Origin of the sequence: Streptomyces sp. NPDC127098 (assembly GCF_042722465.1) — a bacterium.
Lineage (GTDB): Bacteria > Actinomycetota > Actinomycetes > Streptomycetales > Streptomycetaceae > Streptomyces > Streptomyces millisiae.
In genome coordinates this window covers 73,125-92,088 of record NZ_JBHXFJ010000029.1, presented here as the reverse complement: position 1 = coordinate 92,088, position 18,964 = coordinate 73,125, and the positions used below count along the sequence as shown (strand labels likewise).

General features: G+C 72.6%; 19 protein-coding genes and 1 tRNA gene. 8 read left to right on the top strand and 12 right to left on the bottom strand.

Annotated elements, in window-relative coordinates; genetic code table 11:
* Both ACFWI8_RS19715 and ACFWI8_RS19710 read right to left on the bottom strand, forming a co-directional pair.
* The coding region (locus ACFWI8_RS19715) for an ATP-binding protein (protein WP_387093004.1) at positions 1–1,596 on the bottom strand (1,596 nt) is incomplete at its 3' end.
* Positions 1,593–2,303, bottom strand: a complete 711-nt coding sequence (locus ACFWI8_RS19710) for a response regulator transcription factor (RefSeq protein ID WP_387093001.1) — start codon at positions 2,301–2,303, stop codon at positions 1,593–1,595. The genes ACFWI8_RS19710 and ACFWI8_RS19715, both read right to left, overlap by 4 nt.
* A 32-nt stretch (positions 2,304–2,335) precedes the next feature.
* On the opposite strand from ACFWI8_RS19710, the gene ACFWI8_RS19705 reads away from it, so the two are divergent.
* Positions 2,336–2,803 carry a hypothetical protein gene (locus tag ACFWI8_RS19705; protein ID WP_311603204.1) on the top strand — a complete coding sequence of 156 codons (468 nt, stop codon included), beginning with the start codon at positions 2,336–2,338 and terminating at the stop codon, positions 2,801–2,803.
* Between the two features lie 39 nt (positions 2,804–2,842).
* Here the strand turns inward: ACFWI8_RS19705 and ACFWI8_RS19700 are convergent, their stop codons facing one another.
* Both ACFWI8_RS19700 and ACFWI8_RS19695 read right to left on the bottom strand, forming a co-directional pair.
* Positions 2,843–3,706 carry a spermidine synthase gene (locus ACFWI8_RS19700; RefSeq protein ID WP_387092997.1) on the bottom strand — a complete coding sequence of 288 codons (864 nt, stop codon included), beginning with the start codon at positions 3,704–3,706 and terminating at the stop codon, positions 2,843–2,845.
* Positions 3,707–4,205: 499 nt separating this feature from the next.
* Complete coding sequence (locus tag ACFWI8_RS19695; protein ID WP_387092994.1) at positions 4,206–4,601, bottom strand: hypothetical protein; 396 nt, start codon at positions 4,599–4,601, stop codon at positions 4,206–4,208.
* Between the two features lie 180 nt (positions 4,602–4,781).
* Here ACFWI8_RS19695 and ACFWI8_RS19690 point away from each other — a divergent pair, with 180 nt between their 5' ends.
* Positions 4,782–6,182: a hypothetical protein gene (locus ACFWI8_RS19690; protein ID WP_387092991.1), complete on the top strand. Its 1,401-nt coding sequence runs from the start codon at positions 4,782–4,784 to the stop codon at positions 6,180–6,182.
* 28 nt (positions 6,183–6,210) lie between these two features.
* Here ACFWI8_RS19690 and ACFWI8_RS19685 read toward each other — a convergent pair whose 3' ends face one another.
* Entirely contained in the window at positions 6,211–7,557 is a 1,347-nt protein-coding gene (locus ACFWI8_RS19685; RefSeq protein ID WP_387092989.1) for an MFS transporter, read from the bottom strand.
* 185 nt (positions 7,558–7,742) lie between these two features.
* Here ACFWI8_RS19685 and ACFWI8_RS19680 point away from each other — a divergent pair, with 185 nt between their 5' ends.
* Complete coding sequence (locus ACFWI8_RS19680; protein WP_387092987.1) at positions 7,743–8,501, top strand: FadR/GntR family transcriptional regulator; 759 nt, start codon at positions 7,743–7,745, stop codon at positions 8,499–8,501.
* Here ACFWI8_RS19680 and ACFWI8_RS19675 read toward each other — a convergent pair.
* On the bottom strand, positions 8,465–9,781 hold the full coding sequence (locus ACFWI8_RS19675) for an L-fuconate dehydratase (protein WP_387092984.1): 1,317 nt from the start codon (positions 9,779–9,781) through the stop codon (positions 8,465–8,467). The two genes, ACFWI8_RS19680 and ACFWI8_RS19675, sit on opposite strands and share 37 nt — an antisense overlap.
* Positions 9,782–9,977: 196 nt before the next feature.
* On the opposite strand from ACFWI8_RS19675, the gene ACFWI8_RS19670 reads away from it, so the two are divergent.
* A complete protein-coding gene (locus tag ACFWI8_RS19670) occupies positions 9,978–11,009 on the top strand; it encodes a zinc-binding dehydrogenase (protein WP_387092982.1) in 1,032 nt (343 codons plus the stop codon).
* Positions 11,006–11,770 carry an SDR family oxidoreductase gene (locus ACFWI8_RS19665; protein WP_387092979.1) on the top strand — a complete coding sequence of 255 codons (765 nt, stop codon included), beginning with the start codon at positions 11,006–11,008 and terminating at the stop codon, positions 11,768–11,770. Before ACFWI8_RS19670 ends, ACFWI8_RS19665 begins: the two co-directional genes overlap by 4 nt.
* A gap of 22 nt (positions 11,771–11,792) precedes the next feature.
* On the opposite strand, the gene ACFWI8_RS19660 is transcribed toward ACFWI8_RS19665, so the two are convergent.
* On the bottom strand, positions 11,793–12,398 hold the full coding sequence (locus tag ACFWI8_RS19660) for a histidine phosphatase family protein (protein WP_387092976.1): 606 nt from the start codon (positions 12,396–12,398) through the stop codon (positions 11,793–11,795).
* Between the two features lie 177 nt (positions 12,399–12,575).
* On the opposite strand from ACFWI8_RS19660, the gene ACFWI8_RS19655 reads away from it, so the two are divergent.
* From ACFWI8_RS19655 to ACFWI8_RS19645, 3 genes are all read left to right on the top strand, one after another.
* Positions 12,576–13,496 carry a phosphatase PAP2 family protein gene (locus ACFWI8_RS19655; RefSeq protein WP_387092973.1) on the top strand — a complete coding sequence of 307 codons (921 nt, stop codon included), beginning with the start codon at positions 12,576–12,578 and terminating at the stop codon, positions 13,494–13,496.
* Positions 13,497–13,567: 71 nt separating this feature from the next.
* The gene (locus tag ACFWI8_RS19650) at positions 13,568–13,924 is read left to right on the top strand and encodes a hypothetical protein (RefSeq protein WP_387092970.1); all 357 of its coding nucleotides are present in this window, start codon (positions 13,568–13,570) and stop codon (positions 13,922–13,924) included.
* A 50-nt stretch (positions 13,925–13,974) separates the two neighbouring features.
* Positions 13,975–14,048 (top strand) — tRNA-Lys (locus tag ACFWI8_RS19645).
* Between the two features lie 149 nt (positions 14,049–14,197).
* Here ACFWI8_RS19645 and ACFWI8_RS19640 read toward each other — a convergent pair.
* From ACFWI8_RS19640 to ACFWI8_RS19620, 5 genes are all read right to left on the bottom strand, one after another.
* Positions 14,198–14,542: a MerR family transcriptional regulator gene (locus tag ACFWI8_RS19640; protein ID WP_387092968.1), complete on the bottom strand. Its 345-nt coding sequence runs from the start codon at positions 14,540–14,542 to the stop codon at positions 14,198–14,200.
* Between the two features lie 398 nt (positions 14,543–14,940).
* Positions 14,941–15,288, bottom strand: coding sequence for an SCO5918 family protein (locus tag ACFWI8_RS19635; RefSeq protein WP_387092965.1), 348 nt, complete (start codon positions 15,286–15,288; stop codon positions 14,941–14,943).
* A gap of 24 nt (positions 15,289–15,312) precedes the next feature.
* Positions 15,313–16,794: a DEAD/DEAH box helicase gene (locus ACFWI8_RS19630; protein ID WP_387092962.1), complete on the bottom strand. Its 1,482-nt coding sequence runs from the start codon at positions 16,792–16,794 to the stop codon at positions 15,313–15,315.
* A gap of 237 nt (positions 16,795–17,031) precedes the next feature.
* On the bottom strand, positions 17,032–17,235 hold the full coding sequence (locus ACFWI8_RS19625) for a cold-shock protein (RefSeq protein ID WP_387092959.1): 204 nt from the start codon (positions 17,233–17,235) through the stop codon (positions 17,032–17,034).
* A gap of 271 nt (positions 17,236–17,506) precedes the next feature.
* Entirely contained in the window at positions 17,507–18,667 is a 1,161-nt protein-coding gene (locus ACFWI8_RS19620; RefSeq protein WP_387093015.1) for a M6 family metalloprotease domain-containing protein, read from the bottom strand.
* Between the last annotated feature and the right edge of the window lie 297 nt (positions 18,668–18,964).

The window sequence follows — 18,964 nt, the reverse complement described above, 5'->3', positions numbered from 1 at the left end:
GCGGCGGCCTGTGGCCGCCGACGCGGCGGCTGCCGCGGCGGCGGGTGGGCGGCCCCGGCGGAGTCGGCGTGGTGGGGGCGCGGCCCGGCGCCCCGCGAGGATCTGGCGATCGAGCCAACGCGCGGCTCGTTCCCATGGACTCCCCGAGTCCGACCCGGAACCCTTTCCGCCGGTGACGCCGGAGAGGGGGGCGAGGGGAGCCTGGCCCCTGGCCCGGTGCCGCGTGCCGCGGCGCCGGGTCGGGGCCGGGTACTTCCGGGCCCAGCCGCCGTCCCTGGCGAGCCAGAGTCGGATCTCGGCACCGCCGAGCACCGAGCGGCCGATCCGCAGGTCGCCGCCGGTGGACTCGGCGAGGCGGCTGGCGATGTCGAGGCCGAGTCCGGTGGAGCCGGGGCCGCCGTCGCCCTCGCCGCGCCGGAGTGCGGCCTCCGGGTCGGCAATGCCCGGGCCGGCGTCGGAGACCAGCACGATGACGGCGTCCGCGGCGCCGCCCGCGCGGTACATGTCGACGGCGAACGCGGTGCCCTCGGGCGTGTGCCGGAACACGTTGCCGAGCATCGCGTCGAGCGCCGCCGCCAGGTCGGCCCTGGCCACCGGCACGGGGACGGGTTCCTCGACGCCGGCGACCCTGACCTCGCGGCCCTCGTCCTCCGCGAGCGCGGACCAGAACTCCATCCGGTCCATGATCACCTCGGCCGCGTCGGTGACCTCGCGCGGCCGGCCGTCGGGAACGGCGTCGCGGTGGGCGCGCGCGGTGCGGATGATCTGGTCGACCTCGCCCTCCAGTTGCTCGACCGCGTGCCTGGTCTGCTCGGCCGCGTCGCCGTCGCCGAGCGAGGCGGCGTTGAGCCGCAGCACGGTGAGCGGGGTGCGCAGCCGGTGCGAGAGGTCGGCGGCCAACTCGCGTTCGGCGGCGAGGAGTCCGGCGACCCGGTCGGCCATGGAATTGAACGAGGAGGCGGCGGTGCGTAGTTCGCCGGGGCCGTCCTCGGGCACCGGGACCCGCACGCCGAGCCGGCCCTCGCCGAGTTCGCGGCTGGCCTCGGCGAGTTGCTCGATGGACATCACGGTGCGGCGGGCCAGCCGGTCGGCGATGGCGGCGGAGCAGACGACGAGGGCGAGGCCGACGCCGGCCAGGACGAGCCAGGCGACGGTGACGCCCTCGGCGAGTTGCCCGATGGGCACGAAGACCTCGATGAGCGCGGTGCGTCCGCCGGCGAGTGGGATCGGTTGGACGAGCGCCACGCCGCCGACGACGTCGACCCGCTCGACCGCGCCGGACTCGGCGACGGAGTGCAGGAGTTCGGGGAGCGCCCGGTGACGGCCCAGGGTGTCGAGCGGTTCGCCGTCGCGGCCCGGCAGGTCGATCGAGATCCGGCCCTGGGCGCCAGCCTCGGTCTCGGCGACCGCGCGCTCCAACTCGTCGACGTCGCGGGCGGTCACGACGGCCGGCGCGAGCAGCGCGGCCTGTCGTTCGGCCGCCGAGATGGCCCGGTCGAAGGCGACGTCGCGGACCACCATGCCGAGTGGCACGCCGAAGGCGACCACCACCATGGCGGTGACGGCGAGGAACCGCCTGATCAGGGACCATCTCATGCCGGTGGCTCCAGTTTGACGCCCACCCCGCGCAGCGTGTGGAGGTAGCGCGGGCGGGCCGCCGTTTCGCCCAACTTGCGGCGCAGCCACGAGAGATGGACGTCGATGGTCTGGTCGTCGCCGTATGACTGGCGCCAGACCTGGGTGAGGAGTTCCTTGCGGCTGACGACGACGCCGGGGCGCTGGGCGAGGAAGGCCAACAGGTCGAACTCACGTCTCGTCAGGTCGAGTTGGGCACCGTCGAGTTGGGCGAGTCGGCGGAGCGGGTCGACGGCCAGGCCGCCGACCCGCAGGACGCCGTCGCCGCCGTTCCCGCCGCCCTGGCCGTTCTGGCCGCCGGCCCCGCCGCCGGCGCGGCGCAGCACCGCCGCCATCCGGGCCGAAAGGTGTTCCACGGAGAAGGGTTTGACGAGGTAGTCGTCGGCTCCGTCGTTGAGCAGCCGGACGATCTCGCCCTCGTCGTCGCGGGCGGTGGCGATGATGACGGGCACGTCGGTGACGCCGCGGAGCATCTTCAGCGCCTCACGGCCGTCCAGGTCGGGGAGGCCGAGGTCGAGGATCACCACGTCGAATCCGATCTGGGCGACCTCGCGCAGTGCCTGGAGTGCGGTGCCCACGCTTCGGACGCTGTGTCCCGCCTCGGTGAGATGCCGGATAAGGGCGGATCTCACAAACTGGTCGTCCTCCACAACAAGCACATGCGCCATGCGCGGCACCGTACGCCATTAGAGTGACGCCGATGCACCGGTTTCTGGTCCGCGTTGGGAAGGCCGCCGCCTGGGTGATTTCGACCGGGGCGGCGGTGGGTGTGGCGTGGCTCGGCGTGCACGCGGTGCTGGGCGCGGCCAGCGAACCGCCGCGCGCCGTACAGGTTTCCGAGGATGTCTCCGACGGTCCGCCGGAAGCCTCGTCGACACGCCGTCCGCGACCGCCGGACGACCACGAATCGTCGGAATCCTCCATGGAATCCGGTACGTCCGGCATCGAGACGGTCAGCACAACGGGCGGAGAGGTCGTTCTGCTGATCGGTCCGGACTCGGCCGAGCTCGTGTCGGCCGTCCCCAAGCCCGGCTGGGAGGTCAGAACGCGAGAGCAGGAGGGCCTCATTCGCGTGATCTTCACAGATGAGGAGGGGCGCCAGGCATCCGTGACGGTGTTGTGCGCCTGGCGCGACGCGCCTCCGGAAATCCAGACGTATCGGGGCTGAACACCCGTCCACGCGCGGCCGACAACGGCTGAAAGTCGCCTACTCGAAGGATCCGTCGGGCGGCGGAGGCGACGCGACGGCTGTGGCGTCGGTCACGGTGGGGGCGCCACCCGTGAAGTCGACGAGCTCGCGGCCCGCGAGCAGTCTGGCCGGCTGCGGGTCCCCGGCGCAGCGGCGAGTCAACTCGGGGCCGGGCAACGGAACTTCGGCGGCGAACAACACCCCGTTGCCGAACCTCCGCCCGCGCAGCACGGCGGGCTCGACGGCGAGGCAGACGGCGGCGAAGCGGTCGAGGGCCGTCGCGGTCTGGGCGCGGAGGTGGGCGAGCGGCGGGCCGTCGGTGACGTTGGCCGCGTACCAGCCGTCCGGGCGCAGCACCCGGCGAACGTGGTCGAGGAACTCGGCGCTGGCGCAGTGCGCCGGGGTGCGGGCGCCCTGGAAGACGTCGGCGATGACGAGGTCGGCCCAGTCCTCGGGGAGCCGGTCGAGCAGGGCGCGGGCGTCGACGGCGCGGACCCTGACCCTGGCCCCGTCGGGGAGCGGGAGTTCCCGGCGCACGAGGGCGGTGAGCGCGGCGTCGGGCTCGGCGACCTGCTGGTTCGAACGCGGCCTGGTGACGGCCGTGTAGCGGGCGAGGGTGAGGCCGCCGCCACCGAGGTGCAGGACGTCGATCGGCCGACCGGGGGGCGCGACGAGGTCGATGGCGTGGCCGATGCGCCGCTGGTACTCGAAGACGAGCCGGGTGGGCTCGTCGAGGTCGACGTGCGACTGCGGGGCGCCGTCGAGCAGCACATGCCAACCGCGCGGCCGGTCCACGTCGGGCACGAGCTCGGCGAGCCCGCCGCCCACGTCCTCACTCACCACCGGCCGCCCCCCGGCACGCCGCGATCTTCTCTTCACCATGCGGACAGTCTGCGACGCCTTGGCCGCGCGGACCTCGCCGCCCCGCCAGGCGCTGGCCGCGCGGGCCCGGGCGACGGCACGAGCCGCCACGCCCGGGCGGCACTGCGGGTGCGCTGCGCGCGGCCAGGCGCTGTGCGGCCTCTGGCCGCAGCCGCACAAGCCGCGTGGCTGGCCGCCGGCCGGCATGGCCGCGGCGCCAATCGCCGGGCGCGGGGCCCTCGGAGGTGCGCCGGGGTCCGCGTCGGCCGCCCGACGTGATCGCGCCCCCGCGCCGCCAGGCGCTGACCGCGCGGGCGTAGGCGGCCTCCGGCCGCCACGTCCAGCGCGCCGCAGGTGCGCGGCGCGCGGCGAGTGCGCTGCGCGCCGCGCCTGGCCGCCGCACAAGCCGCGTGGCTGGCCGCCGGCCGGCATGGCCGCGGCGCCAATCGCCGGGCGCGGGGCCCTCGGAGGTGCGCACCGCCGGAATTAGGAGCCGACCGTGCAGACCGGCGGCGATGGGTCAGTGTGGTGGTCGTGGGGAGCCGGGGGTCGGCAGGTGCGGGCGGCAGCGGTCGACGACCGCGAGCATGGTGACGGCTTCGCTCAGGGCGGCGCGGAGGCGGTCGGGTTCGGTGGCCTGGCGGACGGCGTGGTCCGGCGGGACGAGCCAGCGGGTGCCGGTGACGGGCGGGGAGCCGCGGCGGGCGCCGGCGTAGGTCTGGGTGCACGCGCTGCCCGGCAGGTCCCAGCGCTCGGCGGTGCCCGGCGGCACGATGAAGCCGAGCGTGTCACCGGTGCGGTCGTGCAGCACGGGTCCGATGCCATGGCGCAGGCGCAGCAGATCGACGGCTTCGAGGCCCTCGCGCGCCGGCACGGTGACCAGATCGCAGGGGGCCGCCTCACCGGTGTCCGCCATGGGGATTCCTCTCCTCGCGCTTCCTCGGTCGGTCGCGGTGTACAACGGCCGTAGCGCGTCAACGGCTACGGCCTGGCACCGCTGAAATGGTTGGCAGTTCATGGCAGATCACGGGTGAGATATCCGGTTTGTAGAGAAACCTGCTGTAGTGACACCACACCAGCGGGTACGGTCTCGCGCATGGCGACGTCACCATCCGCGTCCCGCCCGGCCGGCCCCAACCGGCTTTTCCGGGAGCTGCGGGGGCAGTTGTCCCCCGGCGAGTTCGCGGCGGCCGTGCGGCGCGCGGCGCGTGAGATCGGCGAACGGGTCTCCTGTGACGCCCGGTACGTCGGGCGGGTGGAAGCGGGCGAGATCCGCTGCCCTAACTACGCGTACGAACGGGTATTCCTTCATATGTTCCCCGGCCGCTCGCTGGCCGATCTGGGCTTCGAATCCCGCGAGACGGTCCGTGGCCGGCGAGTGGGCGCAGGGCCTGACTCCGGCTCCACCGGCCCGCGCCCGCGCTCCCCATACCCCGCGCACCCCACCCCGATCACCGACGACCCGGAGGAGGGCGACGTGCTGCGTCGCGCGTTCATGACCGGCGGTCCCGCCGCCGTGGCGAGCCTGACCACCCCGCTGTCCCCCCTGTCCGCCGGCACCGCGGCGGCCGCCGGCGGCGGCCGTCCCGGTGAGCGCGAGGCGGCCTGGGTGCACCGGAAGGTCACCGAGATCCGGCTGCTCGACGACAGACACGGCGCCGACACGCTCTTCCGGGTGGCGGGGGAAGCCCTGCGCTCGGCCTACCAGTTGGTGGACACCGGCGCCCGCCGGGCCGCCGTCAACGACCGGTTGCAGTCGGGCGCCGGCGAACTGGCCATCTCGGTGGGTTGGTTGGCCCATGACTCGGGCCGGCTCGCCGACGCGCGCTCGTACTACGCGGAGGCCCTGGCCACCGCCCGGGTGGGCGGCGACGCGGCGCTGGAGGCGCACGCGTTCTGCAACACCGCCTTCCTCGCCAGGGACGCGGACTGCCCGCGCGAGGCGGTGCGCGCCGCGCAGGCCGGGCAGCAGGCGGCCAGGGCGCTCGGCCTGCCGCACCTGACCGCGCTGCTCGCGCTGCGCGAGGCCGGCGGCTGGGCGGCACTCGGCGACCGGGGCGGCGCCGAGGCGGCGCTCTCCCGGGCGGTGGCCGCCTTCGAGCGCGGCCACGGCTCGGCGGAGGCGGCGCCGGAGTGGATGTCGTTCTTCGGCGACGCCGAGTTCGCCAGCCAGCGGGCGGGCTGCTGGGCGGCGCTCGGCAGGTGGGAGCGGGCCGCCGCGGCCTCCTCCGAGGCCGTGACGGCGGCGCTGCGCACGCCGCACTTCGCGCGCAACATCGCGCTGTACTCGGTGGAGCACGCCGAGCACCTGGCGTCCGGGGACCGGCCCGAGGAGGCCGCCGCGCACGCCGGGCGCGCGGTCGACCTGCTCGGCCAGGTCAGGTCGGGGCGGATCAGGACGATGCTCGACGCGCTGGCGGCGCGGCTGCGGCCGGCCCGCCACGACTCGACGGTGGCCGACTTCCTCGACCGCCGCGCCGAGTGGGCGGCCGGCTGAGCGCGCCACGGTCGGGGCCACGGGCGCGTCAGGCGCCGACCGGCTCCCGCGGCGCGCCGCTCTCGTCCCCGGTCAGCCTGATCGGCTCGATCCTGCCCATGACCAGCAGGTAGTTGAGCGCGCCGACCAGGGCGATGCCGCCGATCACGAAGAGCGGGACGACGAACGAACCGGTGGCGTCCACCAGCGCGCCGATCGCGATGGGCGAGAGGATGCCGGCGAAGTTGGACGCGAAGTTCTGCAGGCCGCCGATGGAGCCCACATGCCGGGAGCTGGGCGCGACGTCACCGGGGAGCGACCAGATGCCGGTGCCGGCGACGGTCAGGCTGCCGTAGGCGAGGGAGAGGAGCGCCAGGGCCATCCACGCCTCCGGGACCAGCGCCGCGAACATGATCACCGAGCCGCCGACGAGCCCCCCGACGATCACCGTCTTGCGCACCCGCGTGACGGAGACGCCGCGGCGGATCGCCCGGTCGGCGAGGAGCCCGCCGGTCCATCCCGAGAACACGGCGAAGATGCCGGGTACCGCCCCGAAGAAGCCCAGCTCCAGCAGGTCGAAGCCGCGCTCGTCGACCAGGTAGGACGGGAAGAACGTGATGAAGAAGTAGATGACGGAGTTGAGGCAGAAGAACCCGAACATCATGCTGAGGACGGTGCGGTAGCGGAAGAGGGAGCGCCACGGGATCCGCCGCGCGTCCTCCGGGTCGGTCTCGGCGGTGCGGGCGCCGCCGGCCTCCAGGTACGCGACCTCGGCGGCGTTGGCCCGCGGGTGCTGGCGGGGGTCGCGGTAGATCCGCCACCACACCAGCGCCCAGACGACGCCGAGGGCGCCGATGACGACGAAGACGGCGTGCCAGCTGAACACGGCGATGATGGCGGTCACGATGGGCAGCGCGATGACGGCGCCGACGCGGCTTCCCGAGTCCCAGACGCTGGTGGCGAAGCCGCGCTCCTGGGTGGGGAACCAGGTGGCCGTGACCTTCGCCGCCGAGCTGGGGGCGGGGCTCTCGCCGGCGCCGAGCAGGAAGCGGACGGTCAGCAGCGACCAGAAGCCGCGGGCCAGCGAGGTGAGGGCGGTGAACACCGACCACCAGATCGCGGCCAGGGTGAAGGAGCGCCGGGGGCCGACCTTGTCGACGTACCAGCCGGCCGCCAGCTGGCAGGCGTCGTAGGCCCAGAAGAAGGCGGCGAACACCAGGCCCTCCTGGGTGGCGCTGAGCTCGAACTCCTCGCCCATGAACGGCAGGGCGACGCTGAGGCTGGCCCGGTCCAGGTAGTTGATGGAGAGACCGACGAAGGCGACCCAGATGATCAGCCAGCGCACCCGCGTGGCCCCGGCGGGCGGTCGCGTCGACCGCTGCTGTGTCTCTGTCATCGTCGACTCCTTCGTCATGGTGCAGGTAGTGCAGGTGGTGCCAGCTGGAGCCGAATCATCTGATGATTAGCGGCCAGACGCAACGGCTACCGCCGAGTAGTTACCGCATTCGGGGCACCTTCGTCTGACGTTTCCCATTCTCCAGACGCCAAGTCGTCTGACGAATACGCGGTAGGATAGGGGTTGTGACAAGCGGTAACCAGGCTCGATCGCAGACCGACGTGGTGGTCGACGGCATCAAGCGCATGATCATGGGCGGCGAGCTGGGCGCCGGCGCCCGACTGCCCGTCGAGAAGGACCTGGCGGCCCAGCTCGGGGTGTCCCGGAGCTCGCTGCGCGAGGGGGTGCGCGCGCTCACCGTGACGGGGGTGCTGGAGACCCGGCAGGGCGCCGGCACCTACGTCACCGCGCTCGACCCGCGGATCCTGATGAGCCCGATGACCTTCCTCGTCGACCTGCAGCGCCCGGAGAGCGTGGTCGAGTTGCAGTCCGTGCGCCGGGTGCTCGAGGTGGAGGCCGCGGGCCGCGCGGCGCTGCGCGTCACCGAGGCCGAGCTGGCCGCCGCCGAGGAGATCCTGGCCTCGATGGACGAGCTGCTCAGCGGCCCGGGCCGCGCCTCGCACGAGGCCGTCATGGAGGCGGACATCGCCTTCCACCGGGTGATCGCCGGCGCCTGCGGCAACGCGACGCTGGAGGCGCTGATCGAGGCCCTGGCCAGCCGGACGGTCCGGGCGCGGCTGTGGCGGGCGATCAACGAGGAGGGCACGGAGCTCGTCACCCACCGGGAACACCGGGCGATCCTGGCCGCGTTGCGGACCAGGGACCCGGACGCGTCCCGGCTGCGGATGGGCGTGCACCTGCTCGCGGTCGAGCAGTACCTCACCGCGAGCCTGGACCCCAGCGCAGGTCAGGTGCCGGAGGAGCCGGCGGCACCGGCCCAGTAGGCGCCCGTCGGGTAGGTGTGGGTGGCCACCGAGTCCGCGCGCATCTCCGCGCTGTACCCGGGGCGGCTCGGGAGGGCGTAGGCGCCGTTCTCGACGACGCAGGGGTCGACGAAGTGCTCGTGGAGGTGGTCGACGTACTCCGTCACCCGGTCCTCCAGCGTGCCGGACACGGCGACGTAGTCGAATATCGACAGGTGCTGCACGAGCTCGCACAGGCCGACGCCGCCGGCGTGCGGGCAGACCGGCACGCCGAACTTCCGCGCCATCAGATAGACGGCGAGGATCTCGTTGACGCTGGCCAGCCGCGCCGCGTCGAGCTGGCAGTAGTCGATCGCCCCGGCCTGGAACATCTGCTTGAACAGCACCCGGTTCATGCCGTGTTCGCCGGTCGCCACGCCGATCGGCGCGACGGCCCTGCGGACCGCGGCGTGGCCGAGGACGTCGTCGGGGCTGGTGGGCTCCTCGATCCACAGCGGCCTGAACTCGGCCAGCGCGCCCACCCACTCGATGGCCTGCGGCACGTCCCAGACCTGGTTCGCGTCGATCATCAGCTGGGCGTCGTCGCCGATGACCTCCCGGGCGATGCGCAGCCGGCGGATGTCGTCGGCGAGGTTGGCGCCGACCTTCAGCTTGACGTGCCGGTAGCCGGCGTCCACCGCCTCCTGGCAGAGCCGCCGCAGCTTGTCGTCCGAGTACCCGAGCCAGCCGGCGCTCGTGGTGTAGCAGGGGTAGCCGGTCTGGGCCAGCTCGGCGACGCGCTCCTCCCTGGTCGGCGCGAGCTCGGCCAGCAGGGCCACCGCCTCGTCCCTGGTCAACACGTCGGAGAGGTAGCTGAGGTCGGCGACGTCGACGAGTTCCTCCGGCGTCATGTCGACCAGCAGGCGCCACAGCGGCTTGCCCGCCACCCGCGCCGCGAGGTCCCACACGGCGTTCATCACGGCGGCCATCGCCAGGTGTTCGACGCCCTTCTCCGGGCCGAGCCAGCGCAGCTGCGAGTCGGACTTCAGGTGCCGGTAGACGCCGCCGAGGTCGGCGACGACCTCCTCGACGCTCATCCCGACCAGCGGCAGCCCCCGCTGCTCGGCGGCGAGCACGCAGACGTCGTTCCCACGGCCGATGGTGAAGGTGAACCCGTACCCGGAGAGCGCGGGGTCGTCGGTCCTGATGACGACGTAGGCGGCCGAGTAGTCGCCGTCCTTGTTCATGGCGTCGGAGCCGTCCTGGGTCAGGGACGTCGGGAACCGGACGTCGGTCGCCTGGACGCTGACGATGCGGGCCATCACTTCTCCACTCTGGGGGCATAACGGTGCGCCTCGCAGCATAGATCGGACGACTCACCGAGTACAGAGCGATCCCATCAGGCAATCCATGCGCAGAGACCGCAAACAATCCCCGCATTCATCTGATGTATCGGTCGGCTCCTCGTGTACGCTGCCCGCTGCACGGACCACCACGTACGCGAGGGGAGCCCATCCGGTGCTGACAGCCAACTACCTCGGGAACCGCGAGATCGGCATCCGCGAGACCGAGCCCGAGCCGCCAGGGCCCGGACAGGTGCGGATAGCCGTCGCCTACACCGGGATCTGCGGCACGGACCTGCACGTGCTGCACGGCAACATGGACGCCAGGGTGCGCGTGCCGGCCGTCATCGGACACGAGATGAGCGGGGTGGTCGCCGACCTGGGCGAGGGCGTCACCGGCTGGCGCGTCGGCGACCATGTCACGGTCATGCCGCTCGAGTGGGACGGCACCTGCCCCGCCTGCCTGGCCGGCGACGAACACGTCTGCCAGAACCTCACCTTCATCGGGCTCGACTCCCCCGGCGCCCTGCAACGGCTGTGGAACGTGCGCGCCGACCACCTCGTGGCCCTGCCACGGGAGTTGCGCCTCGACCACGCGGCGCTCACCGAGCCCGTCGCGGTGGCCGTGCACGACGTGCGCCGCGCCGAACTCGCCCCAGGCGACCGGGCCGTGGTCGTCGGCGGCGGCCCGATCGGGTCGCTGATCGCCCTGGTCGCGCGCCACGTCGGCGCCGAGGTGGTGGTCGTGGAGCCGGACGCCGGGCGGCGCGCGACCGTCGCCGGGCTCGGCCTCGAGGTGCTCGACCCGGGAACCACCGACCTGGTGGCCCGGGTCACCGAGTGGACCGGCGGCGCCGGCGCCGACGTCGTCTTCGAGGTCTCGGGCGCCGCCGCGGCCGTCCTCGGCGCCACGGAGCTCGTGAAGGTCCGCGGCACCCTCGTCGTCGTCGCCATCCACCCGGAACCCCGGCCGGTCAACCTGCAGCGGGTGTTCTGGCGCGAGCTCCGGATCCTCGGCGCCCGCGTCTACCGGCGCGCCGACTTCGAGCACGCCGTGGAGCTGCTCGCCACCGGCGTGATCCCGGCCGACCGGATCATCAGCCGTGTCGAGCCCATCACCGAGACCGCGCGGGCCTTCGCCACGCTGGAGGCCGGGCAGGCGATGAAGGTCCTCATCGACGTGGCCGCGACGGGAGCCCAGGCATGAGCGACACCACGCCCTTCGACCTCACAGGACAGACGGCCGTCGTCACCGGCGCCCGCCGCGGCATCGGCCTCGCCATGGCCGAGGCCCTGGCCCGGGCCGGCGCCGACATCGTCGGCGTCAGCGCCTCGATGGAGCCCGACGGCGGCGAGGTGGCGCGCCGTGTCGCCGCCGCCGGCCGCGCGTTCACCGGCCTGCGCGTCGACTTCGCCGACCGCGCGGCCGTCACCGAGCTCGCCGGGCGGCTGGCGGGGACGCGCGTCGACATCCTGGTCAACAACGCCGGCACCATCGAGCGCGCCCCCGCCGCCCACCATCCGCTCGAACTCTGGGACCACGTCATCGCGGTCAACCTCTCCAGCCAGTTCGCGCTGACCCAGGCCGTCGGCCGGTCGATGCTGGAGCGCGGCCGGGGGAAGGTCATCTTCACCGCCTCGCTGCTCAGCTTCCAGGGCGGCATCAACGTGCCCGGCTACACCGCCTCGAAGTCCGCGATCGCCGGCCTCACCAAGGCCCTGGCCAACGAGTGGGCCCCACACGGCGTCAACGTCAACGCCATCGCGCCCGGCTACATCGCCACCGACAACACCCGGGCGCTCCAGGACGACCCGGACCGCAGCCGGGCCATCCTCGACCGCATCCCCGCCGGCCGCTGGGGCGCGGCGGACGACCTCGGCGGCGCGGCCGTCTTCCTCGCCAGCCGCGCGTCCGACTACGTCTCAGGGGTCGTGCTGCCCGTCGACGGCGGCTGGCTCGGCCGCTGACCCGCTCCCGGCACCCGCCGGATCAGCCGCCGAGCTCCAGGTGGCCGGTGTCGTTCCAGCGCTCGATGGCCGGCTCGCCGTAGGCCCAGGACAGCGCACAGAGCGCGGCCGCGTCGAGGCGCAGCCGGGCCGCGAACCGCACGTCCTCGCCGAGCCAGCGGGCCGCGATGGCGCGCAGGACGTGGCCGTGCGCGAAGAGCACCGCGTCGCGCTCGGCCGCGCGCGCCCAGGCGACGACGGCGTCGGCGCGCGCCGAGAGCTCGGCCATCGTCTCGCCGCCGGTGACGTCGTCGCGCCAGATCACCCAGTCCCCGCCGCGCCGGGCGCGGATCTCCTCGGTGGTCAGGCCCTCCTGGTCGCCGTAGTCCCACTCACGCAGCGCGTCCCACTCGGTGACGCGGTCGCCGAACCCGGCCAGCTCGCACGTCTCCCGCGCGCGGGACAGCGGGCTGCTGCGCACCTCGGCGCCCGGCAGCCCGTGCCACGGCGCCTGGTGCAGCCGGGCGCCGAGCGCCTTCGCCTGGGCGCGACCCTCGTCGAGCAGCGGCACGTCGGTGTGGCCGGTGTGCCGGCCGGACACCGACCAGGCGGTTCTCCCGTGCCGGACCAACACGATGCGCGCTGCCATGACCGTCCTCTCCGTCTGTCTCTCCTGTCACTCATCATCCCGCACGCAACCGGGGAGGGCTCCCCAGGCGTCCTTCCCCCCGTGCCTCGGCTTACGGTGGTGTTCATCACAAGACCGTGAACCGCCGAGAACGTGAACCCGACATGAAGCCGACGCGAGTGGGGAGTCTGAGTCCGCATGCCCCGTGACCGGCCACGCTGGTGGACCGAGCTGCTGCTGATCGTGGTCGTCTACGGGGCCTACACCGTGGCCCGGCTGCTGGCCCGCGGCAACGTGGGTACCGCGGTCGACAACGGCCTGCGCATCCTCCGCATGGAGAACGCGCTGTGGCTGCACCCCGAGGTCCCGCTCAACGAGTTGTTCACGCAGGAGGCCTGGATCGGCGTCCCCTCGTCGTTCGCCTACGCCTCGCTGCACTACATCGTGACGCCGGCCATCCTGCTCTGGCTCTACCGCCGCCGGCCCCCGCACTACCGGCTGATGCGCACCTGGCTGCTGGTCTCCACGCTGCTCGGCCTGGTCGGTTTCACGCTGCTGCCCACCAGCCCGCCCCGGCTGCTGCCCGGGGACTACGGCTTCGTGGACAGCCTGGCGCAGTACGCGGCGTACGGCTGGTGGGCGGACGACGCCAGCGCGCCCAGCGGAATGGGCGACTTCACCAACCAGTACGCGGCGATGCCGAGCCTGCACGTCGGCTGGTCGCTGTGGTGCGGCGCGGCGCTGTGGCACTACGGCGCCCGCACCCCGCTGGTGCGCGCCCTGGCGGTGGGCTACCCGCTGATGACCACCATGGTGGTCATGGGCACGGCCAACCACTACTTCACCGACGCCGTGGCCGGCGCCGGCGTGATGGTGATCGGGCTGCTGCTCGCCCGCCCGCTGCTGCGTCTCGCGGACCACGTGAGGCGGCGGTTCGGCTGGTCGGACCCGGTGCCGGGCGCGGACCAGGCGACCCGGCCGGTCGGCGCCGAGGGCGTCATGCCGCCGCGGCCGCGGGACGGCAGGGCCGCCGAGTGGCTGCCAGAACACAGGCGGCTCGGCGGAACGTCACGGCACAATGGAGCGGCGCGGCGGGAGCAGTTGGCGCCGCCGTCCTGAGACCGGCCTCGGCCGGTCGGTCCGGCGAGGCCAGTCGAGGCCAGGCAAGTCCAGGTAAGGAGAGCGTCCGCATGTCCGATTCCGGCAAGGCGCCCGAGCCGCCGCGGTACCGGCGCCCGGCGGCGCTGTTCTTCGAGCCGCCCGCCGAGCAGCAGGACGAGGAACACTTCTTCGCGCTCGAGTCGATCACCGAGCCCGGCGAGCTGCTCGACCGGGCGACCGAGCTCGCGGTGGCCTTCCAGGCCGCCGCCGACCGCTCCGTGGAGTTCCAGGCGATCGCGGCCGCCCGGCTGGCCGATCCCGGGCGCTTCGACCGGCTGCCGGCGGCGGCCGTCGCGGAGCGCGCCGGGTGGACCGAGGACTACGCGGTCAAGATGATCGAGTTCGGTCGTGAGCTGCTGCGACGCCGTCCCGAGAGCTCTTCCTAACCGATTTTTGTTCCGTCGGATCGGGGTGCTAGAGTCTACGACGTCAGCAGGCGCCGCTAGCTCAGTTGGTTAGAGCAGCTGACTCTTAATCAGCGGGTCCGGGGTTCGAGTCCCTGGCGGCGCACCTGATGGGAGGCCCCCAGCAGCCGAGAGGTTGCTGGGGGCCTCTCCGCTTGTGGGTCACGCTTCCTGCGCTCACGGCACCCGGGAGCCCGACGGTTGGTCTCACCCGGCTGAGGACCCCGGCAGGTGTTCCGGGGTCCGGCGTCCTGCTCAGGCGGAGGCCCTCGAGGGCGGCTCGGGGCCCTGGGCGCGCAGTTGCTCGTTGATGCGCTGGGCCTCTTCGAGCTGGTCTTCGAGGATGATGATGCGGCAGGCGGCCTCTATGGGGGTGCCCCGGTCGACGAGTTCGCGGGCGCGGGCGGCGATGCGCAGCTGATAGCGCGAGTAGCGGCGGTGGCCGCCTTCGGAGCGCAACGGGGTGATCAGGCGGTGTTCGCCGAGGGTGCGGAGGAAGGCCGGGGTCGTGTCGAGCATTTCGGCGGCCCGCCCCATGGTGTAGGCGGGATAGTCGTCGTCATCGAGATTGTCGGCGGGGCGGGTACTGCGAGAGGGCATAGACCTCTTCTTTCGGGGACGCGTCGGGGGGCCCGGGCGCCATGCGGCGCCCGGGCCCCGAGCTTTCAACACCATCTACCGGCTCACTGGCCGGCCTTCTGTATCCGCGGGCACCGCCAGGGAGGGCGGGGCTGCGGGGATCGCGAATGCGTGACCGGGGACCACCTTCCAATCCGGGGCCTACGACACCCGGGCGGACTTCCTCCTCACCCGGGCGACCCTGATGGCGTTCTGCTCCTCACTTCGGTTACTCGGTAGCACTGCTGGTCACCGCGGGGACTGCTCGCGACCTTTCACGGCCGCGCCCCGCTTGACCTGCTCGCACGGCAGTTCATGTCTCCGTGCCCACTTCGACTTCTGGGTACGTCAAAAACAGTAACCCCACGGGCGGCCAATGTCTACTGTTGCCAGGACAGATTTTCTGCATCCCCAGCCCTCGGAGTCCTGTCCCCGACGCCAAGCATCGCGGAGGCCCTCTGGAGCGGGGTGGCGTCGTCGTCGGCGGGCGCCGGGGCGGGGGGCCGGCAGGTGAAGCCGAGGGCCCTCATGGCCCGGGTGACCTCGGCGGCACTGAAGTCCCGGCGGTCCTGTCGGGTGACGACCTCCCCCACCTGTTTGACCGGGTACTGGCGGCGGCCGATGATCACGGACTCACCGGTGACCGGCTCGGGCTTGACGCCCTTCATCGCTTCGAGCACCTGGCTCCTGGTCAGGTCGAACGGGAAGCGGGCGATGATGCAACGCATGAGACCTCACAGGGGGAAGAGTTTCTACGCGGCCGCGTCGAAGGCGGAGCGCCGCCTGGCGGTGCGGCGGGCCGGCTGAGCGGGACGGCCGCTCCGGGAGCGGGAGGCCGCGCCGCGCCGCGGGCGCTCGACCTCCGGTGCGGTGATGACGACCGGCACGCCGGAGGGGGCCCGCGCGCCGGTGATGCGGCTCAGCTCCGCGTCTCCGGGCCGGACCTGGGTGATCCGCGGGAGGATCCCGGCGTTCGACATGAGGTGCCTCATGCCACGGCGCTGGTCGGGGGTGACCAGGGTGACGACGCTGCCGGACTCGCCCGCCCGGGCCGTACGGCCGCCGCGGTGCAGGTAGTCCTTGTGGTCCGTCGGCGGGTCGACGTTGACGACCAGGTCGAGGCTGTCGACGTGAATACCGCGGGCGGCGACGTTCGTGGCGACGAGCACGGTGACGTGACCGGTCTTGAACTGCGCCAGCGTACGGTTGCGCTGCGGCTGCGACTTGCCGCCGTGCAGCGCGGCGGCCCGCACTCCGCTCCTGAGCAGGTCCCGGGTCAGCCGGTCGACCGCGCGCTTGGTGTCGAGGAACATGATCACGCGGCCGTCGCGGGCGGCGATCTGCGTCGTGGTGGCGTGCTTGTCGTCGCCGTGGACGTACAGCACGTGGTGCTCCATCGTCGTCACCGCGCCGGCCGAGGGGTCCACCGAGTGCACGACCGGGTCGGTCAGGTACCGGCGGACCAGCTGGTCGACGTTGCGGTCCAGGGTGGCGGAGAAGAGCATCCGCTGTCCCTCGGGGCGGACCTGGTCCAGCAGGGCGGTGACCTGGGGCATGAAGCCCATGTCGGTCATCTGGTCGGCCTCGTCCAGGACGGTGATGGCGACCTGGTCCAGCCGGCAGTCGCCACGCTCGACGAGATCCCTCAACCGTCCGGGAGTGGCGACGACGACCTCGGCGCCGCCACGCAGCGCGGTGGCCTGTCGCCCGATCGACATCCCGCCGACGACCGGAGCCAGCCGGAGCCCGACCGAGCGGGCGTACGGGGCGAGCGCGTCGGTGACCTGCTGGGCCAGTTCGCGCGTCGGGACGAGAACCAGGGCCAGCGGCCGCCGGGACTCGGCACGCTGCCCGGCGGTCCTGGCCAGCACGGCCAGACCGAACGCCAGCGTCTTGCCGGATCCGGTACGACCGCGGCCCAGGACGTCACGGCCGGCGAGCGTGTTGGGCAGCGTCGCGGCCTGGATCGGGAACGGGGCGCTCACCCCCTGGGCGCGGAGCGCGGTCAGCAGCTGTTCTGGCAGGTCGAGATCGGCGAAGGCCTCGACCGCGGGCAGCGCCGGGATCCGGGTGACGGGCAGGGCGAAGTCACCGTGCCCGGCGGTCCGGCCGCCGTGGCCACCCGAACGGCTCGCTCCGCCGCCGGGGCGTCCGGACCCACCGGAGCGGCGGCCCCGGTCGAAGCCGCCGTCCACACGGGTGCGCGAGCGGGCGGAATTACGTGTGCGGTTCATGAGGAACCTTCCTCGAGACGGCACGTGTCAAGGAATTACCGCAGAAGATGAGCAACACGGAGAATCGCGAGAACGAGCCAAAGCGAAACAAGAGACGAAAGAAAATCCGGCCGAGCACAGAAAGGCGATCGTCGGAAAACGCGCTGCGCGCGGAACCCGCGGTTTCCGGACCTGTCATATCCCATGGGCTGGGGCCCGCACCCCGAGGTGCGGGCCCCAGCTCACGTCGGGCGCGCGTCAGGCGAGAACGATGTTCTCGGCCGTCGGGCCCTTCTGGCCCTGCGCGATGCCGAAGTTCACCTTCTGACCCTCGACCAGTTCGCGGAAGCCCTGGGCGGCGATGTTCGAGTAGTGGGCGAAGACGTCGGCGCCGCCACCGTCCTGCTCGATGAAGCCGAAACCCTTTTCCGCGTTGAACCACTTCACGGTGCCGGATGCCATGTCAATCTCCTTCGGGGCAGTTCCCGGAGTCCACACCGCGTGGACCCCGCGTCGCCGCGATGATCGCCCCTCCGGAAAATGACCGGACATTCAAGACGCCACAACTGCAACTACAACTGACGGTAGCACGGCGGGAGTGGACCCGGCGGGTGACTAATCCCTCGCGGTCCGGTCGTATGAGGAACCCTGACCACACGTCGTTCTGAATTTCTCACTTCCCGGCTACAGATATGCGCTCGCCCCTGAGGAGGCGCCAGGAGGCCCGGCGCGATCACTCCCGCACGATCTTGATGTCCCAGCCTCCGGTGGCCGTGCGGGCGCCCACCTCGACGCGGAGGCCGAGCTCCGGGTCGTAGTAGCTCTCCCCGGTGCCGAGGGGGGCGTCGGCCAGCCGGGGGTGCACGGAGGCGGCGTGGCAGGCGCTGGTCTCGGGATGGCCGTCGAGCACCTCGACGGGCCCGTCGGCCGAGGCCACGTCGCTGCGCACCCGGTAGAGCAGCACGCCGTGGGTACAGGTGGTGGCGTCGTTGCCCAGGGGGGCGCGAGCCTCGGCCACCAGCGCCTCCTCGGCCCCCGTGCGGACGACGGCGAGTCGGGTGTCGGTGCCGGGCGACGAGCGGTCGAGGGGCGCGGCAAGCGGCTGCAGGGTGTGCCGGGTGGTGCCGGGGCCGCGCACGCAGTCGACCTGGTCGGCGTCGAGCCAGCCGAGCTTCCACTTGTGCCAGCCGAAGAGCTCGGGCGAGAGGCCGAACTGGCTGCCCATCAGGTCCCAGTCGCCGACGTGGGTGTCCCAGTCGCCGTAGCCGTCCTCGGGGCGGTTGTAGAGGTCCGGCAGGTCGAAGACGTGGCCGGTCTCGTGGGCCAGCACGTTGCGGTCGGGCGGGCGCCGTTCGAAGACGGTCACGACGCGGCGGATGCTGGCGTCCCCGACGGACATGGGCCGGTCGAAGTTGACCACCTTGGTGGCGTCCGAGTCCACGCCGGGCGCGTCGGGGTCGGCGACCAGGTACACGATGTCGTACTCGGCCAGCTCGACGTGGGGCGCGACGGCGTCCAGCGCGTCGCGGAGGTAGGCCGAGCGCCGGTCAGGCTCCCAGTCGCGCTGTATGGCGTAGGAGCGGGAGTCCTCCGGCATCTGGATCCATCCGTCGGTGACGGTGGCGCGCAGGTCGAGCCGACCGTAGGAGGCGGCGCGGAAGTAGTCGGTGGTGGCCGGGAAGTAGTCCTCGGCGATCCGGGCCGGGGTGACCTTGGGCCTGGCGTCCGGGAAGGACAGGAAGAGCATCACGGCCCTGAGGGCGCCGACCGGCCTCGGGTAGTCGTCGTTCCAGCTGTCGACGCCCTCCGAGTGGTGGATCGCGGAGCGCGGCAGGCCGCAGGGCTCGTCGGCGGCGGCGTCGGTGCCGGGGCCCGCCGTCAGCGTGGTGCCCATGAGGGCGGCCAGGGCGGTGAGCACCGCCGCTGGTCTGCGGTAGGCACGGCGCACATCCACCTCCCATCGGACACTGCCACCACTGTGTTCCGATTGGTGCGGAATTGGCCTGTTTCAGTAGGCCGCGCGAGTCAAGGGCAATACGATTACCCTGCGTATTCATCGTTCGTTAACGATCGGGAGCGCAAAGGCGTCGAGCAGAAACGATCAGCTTCTCGAAACTTTGTCGCAAGCACAGATTTCAGGAAACGAGACAGGCCCGCCGGGCACTGGCTCCAGCCGCTCCGCAACCTCTAT